This is a genomic window from Rossellomorea aquimaris (assembly GCF_001877785.1).
GTDB classification, from domain to species: domain Bacteria; phylum Bacillota; class Bacilli; order Bacillales; family Bacillaceae_B; genus Rossellomorea; species Rossellomorea aquimaris_A.
Genome location: NZ_MINN01000096.1, coordinates 439,773 through 460,481, shown reverse-complemented (window position 1 = coordinate 460,481; position 20,709 = coordinate 439,773). Strand labels below are relative to the sequence as shown.

Genomic DNA, 20,709 nt, shown 5'->3' with positions numbered 1-20,709 from the left:
TATAATTAATGGAATGCAGTCTGATCAAAAAATTGTGAAATAGGAGAAGGTATAGATGACTATCACTACATGGCTGGCATCTGCCGTCATCTTATTATTGTTTTTGTTATGCGGATTATGGTTCAATTTTAAAAAAAGAGAGACAAGGTATGAGGAGCGCATAGCAGAAATAGAAAGAGAGGCGTTAAAGAGTCTATCCAGAGTTGAAGAAAATTTAAACGGTGAAAATTCAGCGCGGGAAGGCTGCTAATAAAAAAACCAAGGCTATTATGACATAGCCTTGGTTTTTTATAATTAATCTTTTTTCTTTTTTGAAACGTAACCGTCCCCGTCTTTATAAGGGATATCACCGATTGGAGATTCCAAGTCATTGTCATCGAGCATTTCTTCATATTCTTCATGCTTTTTGGACGGATAGGTCTTGCGGTTGGAACCGTCAATATCCGTTGCCGTAAAGGTTTCATAATCCTCGGTGAATCCTTCAGAGGAGTCATCTCCTTGATACATTTCCGAATAGTCTTCGTACTCGCCTTCAAAGTCCGACGGCGTTTCCGAAGTCCCGTAGCGGGCAACTTCCTGGAAGCTGTCTTCATCATCCTGTACATTCCCGTTGGTGCGGTGCTTGAATTCATTGTCGATAGGCGGCTGAAGCACATCCTCTTCAACCGGACGGTCCTCTGCCCTGGACTGCTCAGGGGAGTGATCTTTGCAATAAAGCGTCGTCGGGATTACTTCCAGGCGTTCATAAGGAATTTCCCCGCCGCATTCCCGGCACTTGCCGTAAGTGCCATCTTCTATGGCTTTTAACGCCTGATCGATTTTGTTCAATTCTGTTTTTGAATGATCATCGATCGCGAAATCCTTCTCGCGTTCATACAGTTCCGTACCCATATCGGCCGGATGGTTGTCATACATGGACAATTCCCCTGAATTATCACGTTCGTTTGTATCATGAAGACTGTCAAGGTCCCGCTTTAGATGTTCATTGAGTTGTGATTGCTGCTGAAGCAATTCTTTCTTCAGTGTTTCTTGCTGACTATTTGTAATCAATCTTCTCACATCCTTCATTTAGACGTCCGGCGTTGAATGCCGGATCACTTTTTTGGTCTAATCATACTTTATCCGAAAGTGGACTGATTAAAACATAAAAAAGAGCATGGGGCACAACAAACGATAAGCTAGAGAAGAACAATTCAGAACAGGGTATTAATAACGCTGTTGATATCCGTGCAAGACTACGCTTTCCGCGGGTAGCCCGTGAGCCTCCTCTTCGCTACTGCGGGGTCTCACTTGTCCAGCTCCGGCGGCTAGAGACTCGAGACATAAGACAGGGCATCCAAAAAGGCAAAACCCGCCTTTCCGGATGCCCTGTCTTATGCTTGTCGTCTCTGAACGAGCCGCCTCCGCTTTTCTAACTGTCCCGCTCTAGGTATAGCCTTTCCGCTTTTCTGATAGGAGTCTTCGTCTTGCACTCCATTCAACAGCTGTCATAAGCTGAAAAATTGATTTTTTCCGCTAAATTATTTGGCAAACGCTTTTTTCTAGATTAATTTCTGCTTGTTTATTCCGTAATGGACTTTATATGTAGTTTTTATTATCGTAAAAACCTTTCCAGGTCGTCGCTGGAACAATAATTGTTCCGATTTTAAAATTATTGTGCCGGAAACCTGATAATTGTTCCGGTATTCAAAGTTTGTGCCTGTAGTCGAAGTTTCCAATTTTTCCATTCCATTCACTGCAAATTAATGCCCTTATTGAAAAATAAAAAACCGGGCATCGACCAACCCGGTTTTTAGCTATAGTGAAAGGTATTAAAAGAAGTATGCAAACAACAGCCCGATGGAAAGCAGAAAACCAAAGATTGTATTTGTCTGGGCTGTCGCTTTCATCGCCGGCATCATTTCGAGCGGCTGGGTTTTTCCAATAAAGCCTTTTGTAGCTTTCACGGCTTTTGGAATACTAAGATAAGCAACCAAAATCCACGGGGACATGTCTCCAAACAGTACCAAACCGGCTGTCCATGCGTAAGTTAAGAAGAACATGCTTCCGAGCAGGACGATGGCTCCTTTTTTGCCAAGCAGGATGGCGACGGTTTTGCGGCCGTTTTCTTTATCTCCATCCAGGTCCCTGATGTTGTTGGCCATTAAGATCAGTCCTACAAGTATGGAAACAGGCACGGAAATAAGGATGCTTTCTGCCGTGATCGTTCCAGTCTGGATGTAAAAAGAAATCAGGATGATGATGAGTCCCATGAATAGTCCCGCAACAATTTCACCAAGCGGTGTGTAGGCAATCGGCATCGGCCCCCCGGTGTAAAAATAACCTGCGGCCATGCATATTAATCCGATCACTGCCAGCCACCATGTGCTGTTAACTACAATGTAAAACCCTAACAGCAGGGCAATTCCGTAAAATGAAAAGGCGATGGTCATAACCGTCGAAGGCTTCACGCCGTTCCGGACGATGGCCCCGCCGATCCCGACAGAGTGTTCTGTGTCGAGCCCGCGCTTATAGTCATAGTACTCATTGAACATATTCGTAGCGGCCTGGATGAGCAGGGAAGCCGCCAGCATTGCTAAAAACACTGAAATTTTAACGTCTGTATATTGAAGGGCAAGAACCGTCCCGAGCAGAACCGGAACGAAAGCTGCGGTCAGCGTATGGGGCCTTGTGAGCTGCCACCAGATCTTCCAGCCTTTATCCGCTTCTATTGTATTTGTCATTTGATGTGCCATGCATCTCTCTCCTTAAAATTGAAGGAATTTTTCTGAAAACATTACAATTCCTTTACAGATTAAAGTGTAGGTAAACGAGTGGACAGTGTCAATCTTTTTTTACAGATGGTGAATTATGCTATATAAGAAGAAATGATGCTCCAGGAGAGTGAGTCGCAGCCGAAGTATTGCCCGGAAATCATTAGCGGGTTAAACAGGTCTTCCATTATTTGAGCACTTTTACAACCCTTTAGGTTTCTCAAATAGGTAAAAAGGGTTTATTATATAATAAGGATATAAATGTTTAGTTGTCATACACATCGTTGACACATCTCAGAGTGAGGTGTATCTTATAATAAGTTTTGATCATGTACGTGATTGTTTGGGGGAATTCGGGTTGGTTACCATCCATAAAACCAATATTGAAAAAGCATTTGATACAGCCATGGAAAAGGCCAGACAATATAGGCGCCCGGTCCTGTTCAGCATCGTGGAGAAGATCGATGCTGTCGATCCACTTTCCTTCTATAATGAAGGAAAAGTTTTGTATGAAGGTACAAGATTTATGTGGAAGGACAGGGATCATACAATTACAATCGCCGGTCTGGGAGCGGCTTGCACGATTTCTACTGAAGAGGAAAAAGATCAGTTTTTTGCGGTTGAGAAAGAGTGGAAGCGCTTTATTGAATATGGTGTCATTCTTTCCCTGGAGAACTGGGCCGGTACCGGTCCCCTTCTTTTCGGAGGATTCCGCTTCGATCCGCTGAATCAGAGAGGATCGGAATGGGATGAGTTTGCTGACGGCACGCTTCAGGTTCCATCCATCATGCTGACTAAGTCTAAGGAAGCGGATTATCTGACTGTAAATATGTTATGCGGTTCCCATCATGATGAGGATTCTTTGGACAAGCTGATGCGTATTAAAGATGAACTCATCAGTAAGTCAAAATTCCCGACGGTTCCTGATGAGACAACAGTTTCCGAAGTTGAGGATTACAAGCCGGAGGAATGGAAGACGTCGGTACAGAATGTAGTGGATGAACTAAGGGGCGGCAGCATGGAAAAAGTGGTGCTTGCGCGTAAATGCAAAGTCAGCTTCGATGCCCCGGTCACATCTGACTTTGTTCTGGATAATCTTTGGAAGCAGCAGCCTGACAGCTTTATCTTCAGTTTCGAACGCAACGGGAGCTGCTTCATCGGCGCTACTCCCGAACGTCTTGTCAAGAAGACCGGCGAAGAAGTACTCTCCACCTGCCTGGCGGGATCGATAGCCCGGGGACAAACGATAGAAGAGGATGAGATGCTCGGAGCAGAACTTCTGAATGATGAAAAGAATCGTTATGAGCATCATCTGGTCGTCGAGAACATCCATCAGGCACTTGAGCCGTTCTGCAGCGATCTTTCACTGCCCGAACAGCCGGGACTGATGAAGATGAAAGATATACAGCATTTATATACACCCGTTACAGGCCGGGCTTCAAAACAGACTTCCCTTCTTGATATGGTTGAAAAGCTGCATCCTACACCTGCATTGGGCGGCGTCCCGAGGGAGGAGGCCCTCCATGTTATCAGACAGGAAGAAAAGATGGACAGAGGTTTATATGCAGGACCATCAGGCTGGCTGGATGCCTACGGTAACGGAGAATTTGCAGTAGCGATCCGTTCGGGGCTCCTTCAAGGTAAAGAATCGTATATATACGCAGGCTGCGGAATTGTGGCAGATTCCGATCCTGAAACGGAATTCAAGGAAACACAAATGAAATTCCGGCCAATGCTGAGAGCATTAGGGGGAAACATCAATGGATGAACATCAACAAAGATTAACAAGTTATTTAGCGGCATATATCGATGAATTAGTCGGAAATGGAGTAGACGAGGTGGTCATAAGCCCGGGATCCCGTTCTACTCCTTTGGCGCTGCTTTTTACTCATCACCCCGGGGTGAAAACGTATATCAACGTCGATGAACGTTCGGCTGCATTCTTTGGACTTGGGATCGCAAAGGCAAAACAAAAGCCTGTTGCGATTCTTTGCACGTCTGGAACGGCTGCAGCCAATTATTATCCTGCCGTCATCGAAGCGCGCTATGCGAAGGTTCCTTTGATTGTGCTGACAGCCGACCGTCCGCACGAGCTTCGGGAAGTCGGTGCCCCTCAGGCGATCAATCAGCTTGATCTGTACGGGAAGCATGTCAAGTGGAGTGTCGATATGGCATTGCCGGAATCTTCAGCCGGTATATTGAAGTATGCAAAATCTTCAGCTGCCAGAGGTGTGAGTATGGCATTGTCAGTGCCGGCAGGACCGGTTCATTTTAACTTCCCGATCAGGGAGCCGTTGATACCTGCTTTAGACGAATCAACGTTTACTCCCGGCATACGTGATAAACGGGTCATAAACGGCGTCCGGGGATTGACGCCGGAGATGCGTGATGACCTGCTTCGTATATTAAGGGAAAAGCAGCACGGACTGATTGTCTGCGGACCGGGGGTTGACAGCTCGGCCGTCGATTCGATCATGGCGTTCTCTGAACAGTACGGATTCCCTGTCGCAGCGGACCCTCTTTCCGGGGTAAGGAGCGGATTGCATTCCAAGGAGAATGTCATAGAAACATACGATGCTATCTTAAAAACGAAGGAAGTCCTTGCGAATCTGCAGCCCGATATCATCATCCGGTTTGGTTCCATGCCTGTTTCTAAACCGCTGACATTATTCATTAAGGAACTGCCCGACGTACCGTATTGGGTCGTCAGCAGCGGAGAGGAATGGCAGGATCCTACAGCGATGGCCACTGAATTCATCTACAGTGATGAGGAATCATTCTGTCATGATTTGATGGCAGGGGCAGAAAAGAAAGATGCGGGATGGCTGCACAAGTGGAAAAAAGCGAATGATATTTCTAGAAGGATCCTTCAGGCCGATGACCAGCCGTGGAACGAAGGGAAAGCCGTCAAACAGCTGATAGAGCTGCTGCCGGAAGGTGCATCGATATTTGCAAGCAATTCCATGCCGATTCGGGATATCGATACGTTTTTCTTCACTAATGACAAAAAAATCTCCGTGCATGCCAACCGCGGGGCGAATGGAATAGACGGAGTCGTTTCGACAGCACTTGGGATGAGTACGGGTAACACTCCCCTTTATCTGCTGATCGGGGACCTTGCGTTTTTCCATGACCTGAACGGTCTTCTGGTTGCAAAGAAATATGGTCTTGATATGACGATCGTGGTGATGAATAATAACGGCGGTGGCATTTTCTCCTTCCTGCCGCAGGCAAGTGAAGGAACTTATTTCGAAGAATTATTCGGCACCCCGATGGATTTGGACTTTTCTTCAGCAGCAGCCTTCTATGGGGCGGATTATCAGCTTGTAAAAGAAGAAATCGACATAGCTTCTGCACTTTCCAACGCAGGGGGGAAAAAAGGAATCAAGATCATAGAAGTCCTGACAAACCGGGAAGAAAATGTAGCAATTCATCGTAATTTGTGGAATTTTGTTTCCCAGGAAATAGTTTCTGAGTTGAAAGGGAATACCCCATGATTCTCCGGGTGAATGAGATCGATTACTTTGTAGATGTCAAAGGAGAAGGATTTCCCGTAGTATTTCTTCATGGCTTTACAGGTGACACACGGACATGGAGTGAAGTGACTGATTTGTTAAAGGGGATGTACCAGTGCATCTCCATTGATATCATCGGCCACGGGAAAACGGATTCTCCCTTGGATGCTGACAGGTACGCGATGGATGCAGCCTCTGAAGATATCAAAGCGATATTGAATGAGCTCCATATCAAAAAAGCAGCCTTTGTAGGCTATTCAATGGGAGGCAGACTGGCCCTTCATTATTCAAACCTATTCAGTGAAACGGTCAGTGTACTCATACTGGAAAGTGCATCCCCGGGTCTGAAAACCAATGAAGAACAACAGGAAAGACGCGAAAGGGACCATATCCTTGCTGACAAGATCATGGATGAAGGATTGCAATCTTTCGTGAAATTCTGGGAGGACATCCCTTTGTTCTCCACACAGAAAAAATTGCCGCAAGAGGTGAGGGAAAGGATCCGGGCGCAGCGGCTTCAGCAATCCCCTGTTGGTTTATCAAACAGCCTGAAGGGGATGGGTACCGGAACACAACCGTCTTGGTGGGGTGCTCTTGAGAGCCTGCCCTTCCCGGTAATTCTGTTTGTAGGGGAGCTTGACCGTAAATTTGCGGCGATTGCGGATGAAATGAAGATGAGCATCCCCGACTCAGAAATTATCTCTTTTTTCGACACGGGTCATGCAATTCATGTGGAAGATCCTCGAAAGTTTGGTACAATAGTAAAGGAAGTTTTATTCAATTACATAAAGGAGGATTTCTAATATGGCTTTTGAATGGGTTTCAAAAAGAAATTACGAAGAAATTTTATACGAAACATACAACGGGATCGCGAAAATCACGATCAACCGTCCGGAAGTTCACAACGCTTTCACACCTAAAACGGTAATGGAACTCATCGACGCGTTTGCTTATGCACGTGATGATTCTGAAGTAGGCGTAATCGTTCTTGCGGGGGCAGGCGAAAAAGCATTCTGTTCCGGCGGAGACCAAAGTGTGCGCGGACACGGCGGTTACGTAGGTGAAGATGAAATTCCACGTCTGAATGTCTTGGACTTGCAGCGTTTGATTCGTGTCATCCCTAAACCGGTCATTGCGATGGTTTCCGGATACGCAATCGGCGGCGGCCACGTCCTTCATGTCGTGTGTGATATCACAATTGCTGCTGATAACGCAATCTTCGGGCAGACAGGACCGAAAGTGGGAAGCTTCGATGCCGGATATGGCTCAGGATATCTTGCACGTATCGTAGGTCATAAGAAAGCAAAGGAAATCTGGTATCTATGCCGTCAATACAATGCCCAAGAAGCTCTTGACATGGGTCTTGTCAATACGGTTGTACCATTGGATAAACTTGAAGAAGAAACGGTTCAGTGGGCTTCTGAAATGCTTGAGAAGAGCCCGACTGCACTTCGCTTCCTCAAAGCTGCGTTCAACGCCGACACAGACGGTCTGGCTGGACTTCAGCAGCTTGCAGGAGACGCGACACTTCTCTATTACACAACTGATGAAGCTAAAGAGGGTCGAGACTCGTTCAAAGAAAAACGCAAACCGGACTTCGGACAATTCCCTCGTTTCCCTTAATGAAGGGCAGCCTGATGAATCTCGACGATTCATCAGGTTTTTTATTTTTTAAAAAAGAAGTGTCCCCTTATAACTTTAACGGATTGGAGTAGAGATTATGACTTCCCAGCAAATGCCGAATTGGCTTAAACAGAGAACATATTTGACCCCTGGCCGTGTCGCAATGAAAAGTGATGACCGTGATTATACATTTAAAGAACTATGGGAGATGACAGTTGAGACCGCAGGGAAGATCAACACTTATATTAAAGATTCCCGTGCCTCCTTCATCGGTCTGATGATCGGAAATACTGTCGAAGCGGTCACCATCATCCATGCAGTGCAGCAGCTTGGTTTGAAGGCTGTGCTACTGAACCATCGGTTAAGCCCGGGTGAGCTTGCTTTCCAAATCAGAGACGTGAATCTTGGCACAGTCATTGTAGATGATGCGTTTTATGAAAAACTTCAGGACCAGAACGTTCAAAAAGTGAAGATATCAGACCTAGACTGCACATCTCTTACTCATTTTGAAATAAAGGATCATTTTCAGTTAGACGGAGTATGTTCCGTTATGTATACCTCCGGGACGACCGGTGCACCGAAGGGCGTGCTGCAGACATATGGAAATCACTGGTGGAGCGCAATCGGTTCTTCGCTGAATCTCGGTATAAGTGAAAATGATACCTGGCTGTGTTCGGTTCCGCTGTTCCACATCAGCGGCTATTCCATCCTGATGAGGAGTGTCATTTACGGGATGGGTGTCAGGCTGTTTGAAAAATTCGACGCCGGACGGATCACCAAGGAATTAAAAGACGGGTCGATTACGATCATGTCTGCGGTCAGCAATATGCTGCAGAGGCTGGTGAAAGATTTGGATGATGGATCTTATCATGAGAATTTCCGCTGTATGCTTCTTGGCGGGGGGCCGGCGCCTCTTCCACTGCTGGAGGTGTGCAGAGATAAACATATCCCAGTATTCCAAACATACGGCATGACGGAAACGTCATCTCAAATCGTGACGCTCTCCCCGGAATACAGTCTGTCCAAGCTTGGGTCGGCAGGGAAACCGTTGTTTCCCTCTCAGCTTAAAATTATGAAAGATGACAATGAGGCAGGGGCAGGCGAAGAAGGTGAAATCTTTGTGAAGGGACCCAATGTCACCGAAGGATATTATAAACGGGAGGAAGCGAATCATAAGAGCTTCCATGACGGGTGGTTGTCGACAGGGGATATCGGCTATGTTGATGAAGAGGGATTCTTATTCGTTCTGGACCGCCGTTCGGATCTCATCATTTCCGGCGGCGAAAATGTATATCCCGCAGAAATCGAAAGTGTACTTACATCCCATCCGGGCATTGAAGATGTTGGGGTTGCGGGGATTCCAAGTGAGCAGTGGGGACAGGTTCCCTGTGCATTCATTGTTAAAGGAAGGGGGGATACACTCAGTGAGGACGATGTTTTATCTTTCTGTAAAAGCAGACTGGCTTCTTACAAGCAGCCTGAAAGATGCGTCTTTGTGGATGAAATCCCCCGGAATGCTTCCAATAAAATATTGAGACGGGTACTGAGAGATCATTGGGAGAAAGGGGTGTACAGAGGTGAATCTTAAAAAAATCAGACTCCATATCATTTCTATGCCTTTGAAAAATCCGTTTGTCACTCATCTTCAGCGTGTTGAATCCAGGGAAGGCATCATCATTGAGATCGAGGACAAGGACGGGCTGATTGGTTTAGGCGAAGTTGTAGCCTTTTCAACACCATGGTATACGGAAGAGACGGTGAAAACTTCTTTTCACATGCTGAAAGATGTATTGATTCCTTTACTCGAGCGTCATGGAGTTAACCATCCGAAAGAATTGAGTGAGCTCTTTGATACTGTAAGAGGGAACGCAATGGCGAAAGCTTCCCTGGAAATGGCGGTCTGGGATTTGTATGCGAGGCAGCAGGATAAGCCGCTTTGGGATTTGCTTGGCGGGACACGTGAAAAAGTACTGGCAGGTGCCGTCGTGGGGGCAGGTGCCATTGATGGGATGATCACCCAGGCCAGGGATCTGATCGAAGCTGGCTATGAACGGATAAAGATCAAAATTTCAAAGGGAGCGGATATTGACGTTGTCCGTGCATTACGAGAGGAATTTCCTCATCTAACCCTTTTGGCGGACGCGAATTCTGCTTATGAGCTGGATGACGCCGGCCACTTGAAATCCCTTGATGAATTCCGCCTGGAAATGATCGAACAGCCCCTTGGAGTGGACGATCTTGTTGAGCACAGCATTCTTCAAACAAAACTTGAGACACCCATATGTCTCGATGAAAGCATCGTGACTCCAAGCGACATGAAAAGTGCGATTCACCTGAACAGCTGCAGAGTCGTCAACCTGAAGCTGGGAAGGGTCGGAGGATATAATTCTGCACTGGATATCTACCGCCTCTGTATGGAAAGCGGAATCAGATTGTGGTGCGGGGGCATGATTGAATTCGGAGTATCGCGTGCCCATAACATCAGCCTGTCCACCCTTGAAGGAATCTCTATTCCAGGAGACATCTCCTCATCATCCAAGTATTGGGATGAAGACATCATAGACATCCCGATCGTTGTTGAGAACGGAATGGTGAAAAGATTTGACAAGCCGGGTATTGGAGTAGGTCTTAATGAGAAGCGGTTGAAGGAAGTTTGTGAGCTCAGGGAAGAATATAGTTTGTAAAAAAGGACATGACATTCTGAAGGAATGTCATGTCCTTTCGATTTCTGGGTGTTGTGAGGAAAAGGGATAATGATTTCAAGTCCTTTACCAGCAGTTGATTGTAGTGCAAGACGAAGACTCCTGCGGGAGAAGTGACCAATGTGAGACCCCGGAGGCAAAGCCGAGGAGGCTCACGGGTCACCCGCGGAAAGCGAAGTCTTGCACGGAAATCAACTGCGGCATTCAAAGGGAAAATGTTAACTCTTTTGCCGCAAATACCGTTTGTCGTTCATGAACAGGCTCCAGAAATAAACGAACCCAGGGAATAGAATGATAAACCCCACGATATACGTAATGAAAACAGCCCTGAAAGAATTCGGATCGGTAAATCCAGACTGAATCGTCACTTCAGGATAAATGATATAAGGCAGATGGGCGTTCCCGTAAACATAACTTGCCAATACATATTGAAATGTGACGGCCACCACCGCAACCCGCGGCATCCCTTTCATTCCTTCCTTATTGGTAGGCAGAAACAGTGCTGCACCTGCTACTAAAAATCCGAGCAGGGAGATGAGCAGGATCGTCAAGTCCTCCATCATGCGTTCATAAATCCAATTGGCCTCATTTTTCATCGTAAACATAATCAGAAAAGCCATCACCACAGAGATAGGCCCTATGATCATCGCATCGCGACGGTACACTTTGTAAGCCTCATATTCCTTTGACGCTTTCGAGTAGTCCGCCAAAAGGAGGGAGGAAAGAAACAAAGTACTCGCAACGGCAAACCCGAAGAACGCATATTCATGCGGGCTTGTAAAAAGCTTCCCCAGCTGAAGTGTCTGCCCGTCTTCAAAATCAATATATGGACCATGCGAAATCGGCAGGACACTGATCAGAAGACCGGGTATCAGAAGACCGGTGATCCCGGTGATGTAAGTCAGCGGCTTGCGGTAATCTTCGGCCACGTGTGAAAAGACGAGAAACGCACTGCGGATCGCAAGCAGGAGAAGGATCATACTTCCGGGAACCAGAAGGACGGTCCCGAGGGAATAAGCAGCCCCCGGGAACAGGCTGTAGACAGCCACAACCAGCGCGACAATGAATGTATTCGTCACTTCCCAAGTCGGGGACAGATAACGATTCGCAATATTGGTTGCTTTCGTTTTGTCATGATTGATATAAAGCATCGACCAAAATCCCGCCCCGAAATCCATCGTAGCCATGACGGCATAGATGAAAACGAAGCCCCAGAGGATTGTAATCGCGATTAGCATCTGAGTCATGATGGAACCTCCTTTCGTTTAAGTGGACAGTGGAATCTCTTTGCTTTCTGCTTTGTCGATATCCTTTTGCGGCGGATTCCGTTTGAAGTAGTAGAGCAGCACAAGCACCACGGCAACCGCCAAAATCGCATAAACCGTGACAAACAGGATGAACAGAACCGCGATATTACCCGTCGTCGTCACCGAATCCTCTGTACTCAGGATCCTGTAAATGGTCCATGGCTGTCGTCCTGTGCAGGCGAATATCCACCCGAATTCGATTGCCATGATGGAGAGGGGCCCTCCTGCGACAAACAGCCACATGAGCCATTTCGGATAATGTTCTTTTTTCAGCAGCTTTTTCCACACATACGCAACGAGTGCAAGAAGGATCAACAATGACCCGATTCCGACCATCGCATTAAACAGGGTATGTACAAACAGAGGCGGCCAGTATTCTTCGGGAAAATCATTCAGGCCGATCACTTCTGTGTCAAAGCTGTTGCCCGCCAGGAAACTCAATGCCCACGGAATTTCAATGCCCCATTTGACTTCCTGTTCCGCGCGGTCGGTAAAGCCGCCGATGGCAAGCGGAGCATGCGTCTGTGTTTCGAAAAGCCCTTCTGCCGCAGCCAGTTTTTCAGGCTGATATTCATGCAGCTTCTGAGCCGATTCATGCCCGTTGATTGCGGTCAAAAATGAGAAGACTCCACCTACAAATAAACAGATCATCAGTGCTTTTCCATGGAACTTATATACTCTCGAACCGAATGGGGTGCGTAGCATTTTAAATGCCGCGACTGATGCAATGGTGAACGATCCAACGACGTAGGCTGAAAGAGCGACGTGCCCGGCCGTTACAAAGAAACTCGGATTGAAAAATGCTTTCCACGGGTCGACATCGGTGATTTCCCCGTTCACAATATTAAATCCTGCGGGGGTCCCTTCAAATGCATGGACATTTGTGATCAATACGGCCGATGCCAGTCCGCCGATCGCGACAAGGATCAAACTGACGATCCTCATCCAGGGCGCAATCCGGTTCGCTGCATACACATAGATGGACATAAAAAGAGCCTCAATGAAGAAGGCGTAAATTTCGATCTGAAAGGGCAGTGCCATCACCCGTCCGATGACCTCCATGAAACCGGGCCAGAGGAGCGACAGCTGCACACCCGCAATCGTCCCGGTCGGGATCCCGACACCGAGAAGGACGGCAAATGCTTTTGTCCAGCGTTTCGCCATGACCGAATAATCGAGGTCGTTTGTACGCTGATACATAATTTCCGCCACAAGGATCATCAGCGGAATGCCGACACCGAGCGTTGCAAAGATGATGTGAAAAGCCATTGTCGTGCCGAATAGAGATCGTGCTAGTACCAATTCATCCATTTCCAATTCTCCCTTACCATGTCATTAGCTTTCCTTATTGTCCACTTAATGGAAAATAATATGCATGGGTAGGGATGGTTTTTTTGACAGGAGTGTTGAAGCGGTGCCAGGCCCAAACTTGGTGATTCGAGCCAGCCGTACAACGTTCTTCCTTCTTAATAGCTTCTATCTGATGATGAAGCCTCTTAAATCCTTGCATTGTTGAATCGAACTCAAAAGGACGAATATACACGTCCCCATAAAGATTGCATAAGAGCGCCTTATTGATATATTTCGCTGCATCAATCGCTACCACTAAGATATTTTCTGCCCCATGGTTTCTAATAAATTGCGTCCATCTACTTCCGTTTTTACCTTGAATATGATTGAATAATTGATAAGCCATCGTTTTCATCTCCTCTGTAGGGATAGTAAAAGGAAGTTCTGTGGTAGGTCCTTCTATTTTACAGTGAAAACGGTGGCCTTTTTAATTGAAACGCAATCTATTTACTGCACTAGGCCCAAACGACTTGATTAGTGCCTGGCACCAGCCGTAATACTGCAAAAAACACCGCCCTAATAAAAGAGCGGTGTCTTCAATATACTATTTCAACGCTTTTTCCAACGTCTTAATATTCTTCCTCATCAATGAAAAATAATCTTCATTGTTATCAATATCTTTTTCCGTCAAAACAGAGACGTTATGAAGTTTAAGGGCCTCTGCTCCCAATTCTTTTTGAACAACCTCAGTTAATCGGGAAGAAACATTTTGTTCAAATAAAACATAGTCAACCTCATCTTCTTTACCTTTTTCGATGATTTTCTTCAGTTCCTGCTGTGAAGGCTCATCTGAGGTATTCAATCCTGCGATGGCTTCCTGATGAAGCCCGTAACGATCTTCCCAGTAACTGTATGCAGCGTGTGAAACATAAAATGTTTTCTTCGGGGCAGCTTCGGCCATCTGTTTGAATTCTTCATCCAGAGTATCCAGCTGGCCATTCAGTTCCTTCAGGTTAGACTGAAAATCTTCCTTGTGTTCCGGCATTTCCTTCGAGAGGGTATCAGCAATGACTCCTGCCATTTGCTTGGAGTACTGGGGATTCAGCCAAACGTGAGGGTCGGCACCGTGTTCATGATCATGTCCTTCCTCAGAATGTGCTTCTTTCCCGTGAGCAGCGTCATCTTCGGCATGCTCTGCGTCATCCTTATTGATTCCTTTACTGGCCGGGACGACCTTCACATCTTCGTTCTCTAAAATCGTTTTGGCCTTTTCGACAAATCCTTCGAGTCCCATCCCTACATAGAAGAAGACATCTCCTTCTGCCATATCGATCATGTCTTTTTGAGATGGCTCGAAAGTATGCTCATCAGCGCCCGGCGGGTAAATGCTGTGAACTTCTACATGCTCCCCGCCTATTTTCTTCGTGAAGTATTCCAGCGGGTAGACCGTTGTATACACATCGAGCTTGCCGTCCTTCTCTCCCTTTTCTTCAGGGGAGGATCCACAGGCAGACAGTAGTAAAACAATTAATAATAGCAGGCTTTTACGAATATAGTTCAAGAAGTATCCTCCTTATAACATTTTGTTTTTATAAATTGTAATGATTACGATTTAGCACAAACGTTATTTTACTATCACCTGAAGGAATAATCAAGACTTTTATCTTTCTGATAGTTGGAAAAATGAAAAAGACTACCTCTGATTACAGAGCTAGTCACGGTTCTTATTTCTGTCTGCCCAATCCTCCGGTACGTAATCGATTCCACCGGGATGGAATGGATGGCATTTAAGAATTCTTTTTATTGTCAGGTATCCTCCTCGCAGAGCGCCAAATCTGCCTACAGCCTGTATCCCATAATGAGAGCAGGTGGGATAGAAGCGGCAGGTCGGCGGTTTTATTGGAGAAATTACGACTTGATAAAAACGGAAAAGTAAAAGTAACGCGCGTTTCATTTTATAATCTCCCAGTGTGTTTTCCTCTACTATATCAAGAAAGGTTCTGATATGAAAGAAGCCTGTTTTTGTATGAAATGAAAATGTAAAGAGGGTTCGAAAGCAGGGATGGCGAAGAGTGTAATGAAGAAGCCGGCCATGACAATCACCTAATTCGGATTAAGTTGATGAAATTACTCCGAATTTACGTTATACTATAGAAAGAAATGAATGGGAGTGATAACGAATGCCATCAGTAGAAAGCTTTGAATTAGATCATAATGCGGTAAAGGCACCGTATGTCAGACACTGTGGAGTGCATAAGGTGGGAAGTGACGGCCTCGTCAATAAATTCGACATCCGTTTCAGCCAGCCGAACAAACAGGCAATGAAGCCTGACTCCATTCACACACTGGAGCACCTTCTTGCGTTTACCATCCGTAAATATGCCGAGCCGTATGCTCATTTCGATATCATTGATATATCTCCAATGGGGTGCCAGACAGGTTATTATCTCGTTGTCAGCGGCGAGCCTGAAGTAGAGGAAATCATCGACCTATTGGAAGCGACCATGAAAGAAGCTGTCGAAATTGAGGAAATCCCTGCAGCAAATGAAAAGCAGTGCGGGCAGGCAAAGCTTCACGACCTGGAGGGAGCAAAGAGGCTGATGAAATATTGGCTGGGTCACAGTAAAGAAGAATTGAAACAGGTTTTTGCTTAACAATATGAAAAACTCCACCGGCATTTTGCTGGTGGAGTTTTATATTTAAACGCTATTCTTTTGGCTTCTCTTCGGAATCGTCCGTTGTATCTTCCATATGCTTAAGATGCGGATTGTTTTCCAGCGGATCGACGGTATGTTTAACGGTCGTATATGCTTTGGATGTCGTCAGGGCACTGACAAATATCACTAGAATGCATATAGCGACGGCAATAATCATGACAAGCGTTAATGACACAGTTCAGCCCCCCTTTTTCCTTATTTTATCATAGAAAAAATAATTGTCATTCATTAAATCGTACAACTTCGTGAAGGTGGAAGTAGGATAAAGGTCCTTCACACGATGTGAAGATAATCTATTTTCGACTAGTGGTTATTGGTATGATATAACACAAGGAGAGGGGAGTGAAGACCATGAACGTATCTTCCATGATGGGGAAGCAGGTTGCGGAACTGCAGCGGACACTCAGCATGAATCTCTTAAAAAGCCAGATGTCCACACAGGCTGCGCATGTGACCGTGATGCTCCGGGACATGCAGGAGGCAAATGCTGCTCCGCATCCGAGCAAAGGACTTTCAATTGATATGAAGGGGTAATAAAAAAGCCTTGAACGGCCGTTCAAGGCTTTTTTATTACTGTATGCTTTTCCTATGGGAAATTCAGTGAAGGCTTTTCCGTTCCAGTCTTACACGTTCTTCACTTTTAGACCATTTTTCTTTTAACGTCTCAAATATGTATAGTCGAAGGAAATATTCCAATTCTTCCGTTTCCATTTCCTGGATCAATTCGATGATTTCGTTCCTGGATGTATCTTCTAAGATAGTAAGGGCAATGAGGTCCAAGTCTTCATCAGTACCTTTGATTCTGCCGCGGTACATTTCATAGATTTCTTCAATCAACTTCATGCACTTCACCTCCCTTTCATTAATTTTAACAGAAGTAGGATTGAATACACTACAATTTATTTTGTATTTACCCGAAATTTCCTCACGTAAGCATCTTGCCCGTTAAATCTAAACATTCTTATTGATACTATACTAAAGAATACTGACAATATTCATGATGGAGGGAAATTTTTAATGATATGTTAGAATCCCGCTGGCCGATCACTTGCAAGACTTCGCTTTCAGAGGTTGGAAACAAGTCTAACCTGTCCCGCTTCCAACCGAGTGAATAGAATCTGCTGAATTGAGGAAAAAGAAGGGTAACAAATATGAAGGGGTTGGGAAGTTTGGACGAACGTCATGATTATTATATCGAGGTCGCGAGCGGTGAAATTTCCAGGAGCTCGACGGATTCCCCATGGCACTTTAAAATTTCGGCCACTGATGAAGAAATCACAAAGCTCAGGGAAATCTTTGATTCGAATTATTCGACCGATTGGCAGAATTTTTACCGTTCGCATGTACCTTATGTGCAGTATCACTTTGACCGTGAAAACGATGCATATGATGAAAACCTGCACAGGGTGTACGCCATGATTCATGAGCTTGGTGATGAAGAGGCAAAAAAACATATCGAAAGCATGGGGATCCTGGACCATCCAGCCCCGTGAAGAGCATGAAAAGTATTGGTTCCCGAGCAAAACTTGTGGACCAATGCTTTTTATTTATGATTAGATTAGAGAGGGGTGATGACAATGGAACAATTTATTGACGCTAATGGGTTGAAAGTGGAACTTGCATTTCAAAGACAATTTTTTGATATGGAGTCACACCACGTTCTGGTCATTTGCCGTTACAAGGAAAAGTGGCTTCTGACCCAGCATAAGAAGCGGGGCCTTGAATTTCCCGGCGGCAAGCGCGAAAAAGGTGAAACGCTTGAAGGAGCGGCCGTCCGCGAGACCTTTGAAGAAACCGGGGGAGTGATCGAGGAACCTGTCTTTGTCGGGGAATATAAAGTATACAATCAATCCCCATTCGTAAAAACGATCTTCTATGCAGAAGCCCGGGATGTAATCATGAAGGACGATTACCTCGAAACATACGGCTGTAAATTGTGGGAGGGTGAGCTGACAGACATTCAGACACACCCTGAGTTCAGTTTCATCATGAAAGACAAAGTGGTGGAATTGGCTTTGAAACATTTGAACATTACGACTTGATCCATTTCTTTTCCAGCTGCTCGACAACCTTATACATGATTGTGGCGAATACAGCAATGACTAGCAGGGAAAGCAGGACAAGGGTAAAATTGAATACTTGGAATCCATAGATGATCATGTATCCCAGCCCCTTCGCAGACACAAGGAATTCACCTACGATGACGCCTACCCAGGATAAACCGACATTCACTTTCAGCGTAGAAATGATTGTCGGGAAGGAAGCGGGCAGGATCACTTCCTTGAACATCTGACCCCTTTTTGCACCGAAAGTCTTCATGACCTTCAAGTAATTGGGGTCCACTTCTTTAAAAGAGGTGTAGACTACGATGGTCGTGATGATGACGGAGATGACCGTCCCCATCGCAATGATCGACGTGAAGCCGGGACCGAGTCCCACGATCAGGATGGGCCCGAGGGCCACTTTCGGCATGGCATTCAGAATGACGAGATAGGGATCGAGCACTTTGGACAGGAACGGCGACCACCAAAGGAGCGCTGCAAGCAGTGTACCGAGAAGTGTTCCGAGGATGAACCCCAGGATGGTCTCGCCAAGTGTCACCGATAAATTGGCAAGGAGGCTCCCGTCTGCGGCTTTATCAAGAAATAGGGCCCAGATTTTTGAAGGTGAGCTGAAAATCAGCGGATCGATCCAGCTGTTGCGGCTTGCTGCTTCCCATGAAGTGAAGAACACCAGGAAAATCAGGGCCTGATAGAACCAGACCCGGCGCTGTTCTTTTTTCAGTGAGTGGATGTATTCGTGATGCTTTTGTTTAAGGGTTTCCTGATTCAAGGTTCTCAAGCTCCTTCCATATGTTCTGGAAAAAAGGCGGATAGGCTTCATGATTACGGACGGAAAAAGGCTTCAGTCCCTTCAATTCATGGGGGACATCAAACACTCTGTGCACCCTTCCCGGGTTTGAAGCGAATAAAATGATCCTGTCACTCATGGCAATCGCTTCACCGATATCATGGGTGACGAGGACGGCTGTTTTATTCAATGACTTCAAGGTCGTGAATATAAGGTCTTCAAGTTTCAGCTTGGTTTGATAATCAAGGGCTGAGAACGGCTCATCCAGCAGCAGGATCTTCGGCTCGGTGATCAATGTCCGGATCAGGGCAACCCGCTGCCTCATACCGCCCGAGAGTTCTCTCGGATATGAATCGCCGACCCCCTTCAGGCCCAATTCTTCCAGCAGTTCATATGCCTCGAGTTTTTTCTCCTCCGTTAAGCTATCCATGATTTTCAACCCTAATAAGATATTTTCCTCAATTGTTTTCCAGGGGAAAAGATAGTCCTGCTGAAGCATATATCCCATCTGATTCTTTTCTGAACTGACCGGCCTGCCGTTCAGGAGAACCTTGCCCTCAGTAGGTTTTATGAGCCCGGCAATGATGGAAAGCAGGGTCGTTTTCCCGCATCCGCTCGGTCCGATAAATGAGATGAATTCACCCTCGTTCACTACTAACGATATATCGGCCAGGGCATTGGTTGCCGTTTTAGGGGAAAAATAAGTGTGATGAATCGTGTCCACAGACAAAAAATCCACGGTAACGCGCCTCCAGTCTTCTAAATAAATAGAATAGAGGGCTGACACAGAGGTCAACCCGATTATAGAGCAGTTGATCTTACTTACTCACTTTTTCTGCAACCGAGGTGTTAACGAGAGTTCCGTGGTCGATTCTTTCTGGAAGTTCTCCTGCTTCATCCATGATGTCTTGCAGGTTGTTCCATTCCTCAGTGTCGAGGATCGGGTCAGTTGCAAAGGATCCCTGTGACTTGTAGCGGTCCACCACGGTTTCGATGATGTCTGACTCCGTATCTTCGAAGTACGGCTCAAGGACCTCCGCGATTTCCCCCGGTGAGCTTTCATCCACCCATTTCTGAGCTTTATAAAGGGCTCTCGTGAACTTTTCGATGGTTTCACTTTCCTCTTTCATATAACTGTCCTTTGCCATGAAGGTGGTATACGGGACGTGGCCGGACTCTGTTCCAAATGAAGCGATGATATGACCTTTTCCTTCTTTTTCAAAGATCGAGGCAGTAGGTTCGAAAAGCTGTACATAATCGCCTGTACCGGATGCAAAAGCGTTGGCGATATTGGCAAAATCGATGTTCTGGATGAGGTTCAAGTCGTTATGTGGATCGATTCCATGTTGCTTGAGCACAAATTCCCCTACCATCTGCGGCATGCCGCCTTTACGCTGACCGAGGAATGTGGAGCCTTTGAGCTGCTCCCAGTCAAAGTTTTCCACCTTTTCACGGGAGACTAGGAAGGTTCCGTCTGTCTGAGTGAGCTGGGCAAAGTTGATGACGGGATCATCGGACCCCTGCGCATGGACATAAATCGATGTCTCCGAACCGACCAGTGCGATGTCAGCACCGCCGGACAGCAGGGAAGTCATCGTCTTATCGCCGCCCCAGGTGGTGGTAAGCTCGATATCAAGTCCTTCTTCTTTAAAAAAGCCTTTTTCAATCGCCACATATTGGGGAGCATAGAAGATGGAGCGGGTGACTTCTGCCACGCGTACTTTTTCCAGTTCATCTTTTCCGCTGGAGCATGCGGTCAGACCGATGGTGAGAGAAGCGGCTGCTAACAGGGTGAAAGCAATTCGAGACCATTTTTTCATGGGATTTTTCCTCCTTTTAATGAAACCTGTACGCATGCGAATACCCTCTAAACGTTTGTCTGCCATGATAGAGGGGTATGTTGCGCCTATAGGGAACCGTGATAATTTAAAATTGAGATTTGATAAAATAGT

General features: G+C 46.0%; 23 protein-coding genes. 11 read left to right on the top strand and 12 right to left on the bottom strand.

Going from position 1 to position 20,709, the window contains the following annotated elements; all coding sequences use genetic code 11:
• The first annotated feature begins 55 nt into the window (after positions 1-55).
• Positions 56-250, top strand: a complete 195-nt coding sequence (locus BHE18_RS14745; protein WP_071619291.1) for a hypothetical protein — start codon at positions 56-58, stop codon at positions 248-250.
• Between the two features lie 44 nt (positions 251-294).
• Here BHE18_RS14745 and BHE18_RS14740 read toward each other — a convergent pair whose 3' ends face one another.
• Both BHE18_RS14740 and BHE18_RS14735 read right to left on the bottom strand, forming a co-directional pair.
• Positions 295-1,050 (bottom strand): TraR/DksA C4-type zinc finger protein, encoded by a 756-nt coding sequence (locus BHE18_RS14740; RefSeq protein ID WP_071619290.1) that lies wholly within the window; start codon positions 1,048-1,050, stop codon positions 295-297.
• A 761-nt stretch (positions 1,051-1,811) separates the two neighbouring features.
• Positions 1,812-2,735 (bottom strand): 1,4-dihydroxy-2-naphthoate polyprenyltransferase, encoded by a 924-nt coding sequence (locus BHE18_RS14735; protein WP_071619289.1) that lies wholly within the window; start codon positions 2,733-2,735, stop codon positions 1,812-1,814.
• A 376-nt stretch (positions 2,736-3,111) separates the two neighbouring features.
• Between BHE18_RS14735 and BHE18_RS14730 the strand changes: the two genes are divergently transcribed.
• The 6 genes from BHE18_RS14730 to menC all read left to right on the top strand — a co-directional run bounded on the left by BHE18_RS14730 (position 3,112) and on the right by menC (position 10,575).
• Positions 3,112-4,521 (top strand): isochorismate synthase, encoded by a 1,410-nt coding sequence (locus BHE18_RS14730; RefSeq protein WP_071619288.1) that lies wholly within the window; start codon positions 3,112-3,114, stop codon positions 4,519-4,521.
• The gene (gene menD / locus BHE18_RS14725; RefSeq protein ID WP_071619287.1) at positions 4,514-6,250 is read left to right on the top strand and encodes a 2-succinyl-5-enolpyruvyl-6-hydroxy-3-cyclohexene-1-carboxylic-acid synthase; all 1,737 of its coding nucleotides are present in this window, start codon (positions 4,514-4,516) and stop codon (positions 6,248-6,250) included. Before BHE18_RS14730 ends, menD begins: the two co-directional genes overlap by 8 nt.
• The gene (menH, locus tag BHE18_RS14720) at positions 6,247-7,071 is read left to right on the top strand and encodes a 2-succinyl-6-hydroxy-2,4-cyclohexadiene-1-carboxylate synthase (RefSeq protein ID WP_071619286.1); all 825 of its coding nucleotides are present in this window, start codon (positions 6,247-6,249) and stop codon (positions 7,069-7,071) included. The genes menD and menH overlap by 4 nt, the downstream gene beginning before the upstream one ends.
• A 1-nt stretch (position 7,072) precedes the next feature.
• Positions 7,073-7,891 carry a 1,4-dihydroxy-2-naphthoyl-CoA synthase gene (gene menB / locus BHE18_RS14715; RefSeq protein ID WP_071619285.1) on the top strand — a complete coding sequence of 273 codons (819 nt, stop codon included), beginning with the start codon at positions 7,073-7,075 and terminating at the stop codon, positions 7,889-7,891.
• A gap of 97 nt (positions 7,892-7,988) precedes the next feature.
• Positions 7,989-9,479, top strand: coding sequence for an o-succinylbenzoate--CoA ligase (locus BHE18_RS14710; RefSeq protein WP_071619284.1), 1,491 nt, complete (start codon positions 7,989-7,991; stop codon positions 9,477-9,479).
• Positions 9,469-10,575 carry an o-succinylbenzoate synthase gene (menC, locus tag BHE18_RS14705; RefSeq protein WP_071619283.1) on the top strand — a complete coding sequence of 369 codons (1,107 nt, stop codon included), beginning with the start codon at positions 9,469-9,471 and terminating at the stop codon, positions 10,573-10,575. Before BHE18_RS14710 ends, menC begins: the two co-directional genes overlap by 11 nt.
• A 236-nt stretch (positions 10,576-10,811) precedes the next feature.
• On the opposite strand, the gene BHE18_RS14700 is transcribed toward menC, so the two are convergent.
• The 5 genes from BHE18_RS14700 to yidD all read right to left on the bottom strand — a co-directional run bounded on the left by BHE18_RS14700 (position 10,812) and on the right by yidD (position 15,144).
• Positions 10,812-11,840, bottom strand: coding sequence for a cytochrome d ubiquinol oxidase subunit II (locus BHE18_RS14700; protein WP_071619282.1), 1,029 nt, complete (start codon positions 11,838-11,840; stop codon positions 10,812-10,814).
• Positions 11,841-11,858: 18 nt separating this feature from the next.
• The gene (locus BHE18_RS14695; protein ID WP_071619281.1) at positions 11,859-13,211 is read right to left on the bottom strand and encodes a cytochrome ubiquinol oxidase subunit I; all 1,353 of its coding nucleotides are present in this window, start codon (positions 13,209-13,211) and stop codon (positions 11,859-11,861) included.
• A gap of 34 nt (positions 13,212-13,245) precedes the next feature.
• Positions 13,246-13,596 (bottom strand): hypothetical protein, encoded by a 351-nt coding sequence (locus tag BHE18_RS14690; protein ID WP_071619280.1) that lies wholly within the window; start codon positions 13,594-13,596, stop codon positions 13,246-13,248.
• Positions 13,597-13,794: 198 nt separating this feature from the next.
• Positions 13,795-14,751 carry a metal ABC transporter solute-binding protein, Zn/Mn family gene (locus BHE18_RS14685; RefSeq protein WP_328585890.1) on the bottom strand — a complete coding sequence of 319 codons (957 nt, stop codon included), beginning with the start codon at positions 14,749-14,751 and terminating at the stop codon, positions 13,795-13,797.
• Positions 14,752-14,901: 150 nt separating this feature from the next.
• Positions 14,902-15,144 (bottom strand): membrane protein insertion efficiency factor YidD, encoded by a 243-nt coding sequence (gene yidD / locus BHE18_RS14680; RefSeq protein ID WP_071619279.1) that lies wholly within the window; start codon positions 15,142-15,144, stop codon positions 14,902-14,904.
• 226 nt (positions 15,145-15,370) lie between these two features.
• Between yidD and BHE18_RS14675 the strand changes: the two genes are divergently transcribed.
• Complete coding sequence (locus BHE18_RS14675; protein WP_032087256.1) at positions 15,371-15,844, top strand: S-ribosylhomocysteine lyase; 474 nt, start codon at positions 15,371-15,373, stop codon at positions 15,842-15,844.
• 52 nt (positions 15,845-15,896) lie between these two features.
• Here the strand turns inward: BHE18_RS14675 and ytzI are convergent, their stop codons facing one another.
• Positions 15,897-16,082 carry a YtzI protein gene (gene ytzI / locus BHE18_RS14670; RefSeq protein ID WP_071619278.1) on the bottom strand — a complete coding sequence of 62 codons (186 nt, stop codon included), beginning with the start codon at positions 16,080-16,082 and terminating at the stop codon, positions 15,897-15,899.
• Positions 16,083-16,249: 167 nt separating this feature from the next.
• Here ytzI and BHE18_RS14665 point away from each other — a divergent pair, with 167 nt between their 5' ends.
• Positions 16,250-16,441, top strand: a complete 192-nt coding sequence (locus tag BHE18_RS14665) for a hypothetical protein (protein ID WP_141771881.1) — start codon at positions 16,250-16,252, stop codon at positions 16,439-16,441.
• A 63-nt stretch (positions 16,442-16,504) separates the two neighbouring features.
• Here BHE18_RS14665 and BHE18_RS14660 read toward each other — a convergent pair whose 3' ends face one another.
• On the bottom strand, positions 16,505-16,750 hold the full coding sequence (locus BHE18_RS14660) for a DUF6154 family protein (RefSeq protein WP_032087259.1): 246 nt from the start codon (positions 16,748-16,750) through the stop codon (positions 16,505-16,507).
• 326 nt (positions 16,751-17,076) lie between these two features.
• On the opposite strand from BHE18_RS14660, the gene BHE18_RS14655 reads away from it, so the two are divergent.
• Entirely contained in the window at positions 17,077-17,400 is a 324-nt protein-coding gene (locus tag BHE18_RS14655; protein WP_064564601.1) for a hypothetical protein, read from the top strand.
• A gap of 84 nt (positions 17,401-17,484) precedes the next feature.
• Entirely contained in the window at positions 17,485-17,949 is a 465-nt protein-coding gene (ytkD, locus tag BHE18_RS14650; RefSeq protein WP_071619275.1) for an RNA deprotection pyrophosphohydrolase, read from the top strand.
• Here the strand turns inward: ytkD and BHE18_RS14645 are convergent.
• The 3 genes from BHE18_RS14645 to BHE18_RS14635 all read right to left on the bottom strand — a co-directional run bounded on the left by BHE18_RS14645 (position 17,939) and on the right by BHE18_RS14635 (position 20,577).
• Entirely contained in the window at positions 17,939-18,739 is an 801-nt protein-coding gene (locus BHE18_RS14645; RefSeq protein WP_440480393.1) for an ABC transporter permease, read from the bottom strand. The two genes, ytkD and BHE18_RS14645, sit on opposite strands and share 11 nt — an antisense overlap.
• Complete coding sequence (locus tag BHE18_RS14640; RefSeq protein WP_071619273.1) at positions 18,720-19,496, bottom strand: ABC transporter ATP-binding protein; 777 nt, start codon at positions 19,494-19,496, stop codon at positions 18,720-18,722. The genes BHE18_RS14645 and BHE18_RS14640 overlap by 20 nt, the downstream gene beginning before the upstream one ends.
• Positions 19,497-19,575: 79 nt before the next feature.
• Positions 19,576-20,577: an ABC transporter substrate-binding protein gene (locus tag BHE18_RS14635; protein ID WP_071619272.1), complete on the bottom strand. Its 1,002-nt coding sequence runs from the start codon at positions 20,575-20,577 to the stop codon at positions 19,576-19,578.
• Between the last annotated feature and the right edge of the window lie 132 nt (positions 20,578-20,709).

Excerpts from the sequence above, each read along its gene's own strand:
- BHE18_RS14745 (WP_071619291.1), top strand. The coding sequence starts at position 56 with ATGACTATCACTACATGGCTGGCATCTGCCGTCATCTTATTATTGTTT.
- BHE18_RS14735 (WP_071619289.1), bottom strand. The coding sequence starts at position 2,735 with ATGGCACATCAAATGACAAATACAATAGAAGCGGATAAAGGCTGGAAG.
- menD (WP_071619287.1), top strand. The coding sequence starts at position 4,514 with ATGGATGAACATCAACAAAGATTAACAAGTTATTTAGCGGCATATATC.
- menH (WP_071619286.1), top strand. The coding sequence starts at position 6,247 with ATGATTCTCCGGGTGAATGAGATCGATTACTTTGTAGATGTCAAAGGA.
- menB (WP_071619285.1), top strand. The coding sequence starts at position 7,073 with ATGGCTTTTGAATGGGTTTCAAAAAGAAATTACGAAGAAATTTTATAC.
- BHE18_RS14710 (WP_071619284.1), top strand. The coding sequence starts at position 7,989 with ATGACTTCCCAGCAAATGCCGAATTGGCTTAAACAGAGAACATATTTG.
- BHE18_RS14700 (WP_071619282.1), bottom strand. The coding sequence starts at position 11,840 with ATGACTCAGATGCTAATCGCGATTACAATCCTCTGGGGCTTCGTTTTC.
- BHE18_RS14695 (WP_071619281.1), bottom strand. The coding sequence starts at position 13,211 with ATGGATGAATTGGTACTAGCACGATCTCTATTCGGCACGACAATGGCT.
- BHE18_RS14690 (WP_071619280.1), bottom strand. The coding sequence starts at position 13,596 with ATGGCTTATCAATTATTCAATCATATTCAAGGTAAAAACGGAAGTAGA.
- yidD (WP_071619279.1), bottom strand. The coding sequence starts at position 15,144 with ATGAAACGCGCGTTACTTTTACTTTTCCGTTTTTATCAAGTCGTAATT.
- BHE18_RS14675 (WP_032087256.1), top strand. The coding sequence starts at position 15,371 with ATGCCATCAGTAGAAAGCTTTGAATTAGATCATAATGCGGTAAAGGCA.
- BHE18_RS14660 (WP_032087259.1), bottom strand. The coding sequence starts at position 16,750 with ATGAAGTTGATTGAAGAAATCTATGAAATGTACCGCGGCAGAATCAAA.
- ytkD (WP_071619275.1), top strand. The coding sequence starts at position 17,485 with ATGGAACAATTTATTGACGCTAATGGGTTGAAAGTGGAACTTGCATTT.
- BHE18_RS14635 (WP_071619272.1), bottom strand. The coding sequence starts at position 20,577 with ATGAAAAAATGGTCTCGAATTGCTTTCACCCTGTTAGCAGCCGCTTCT.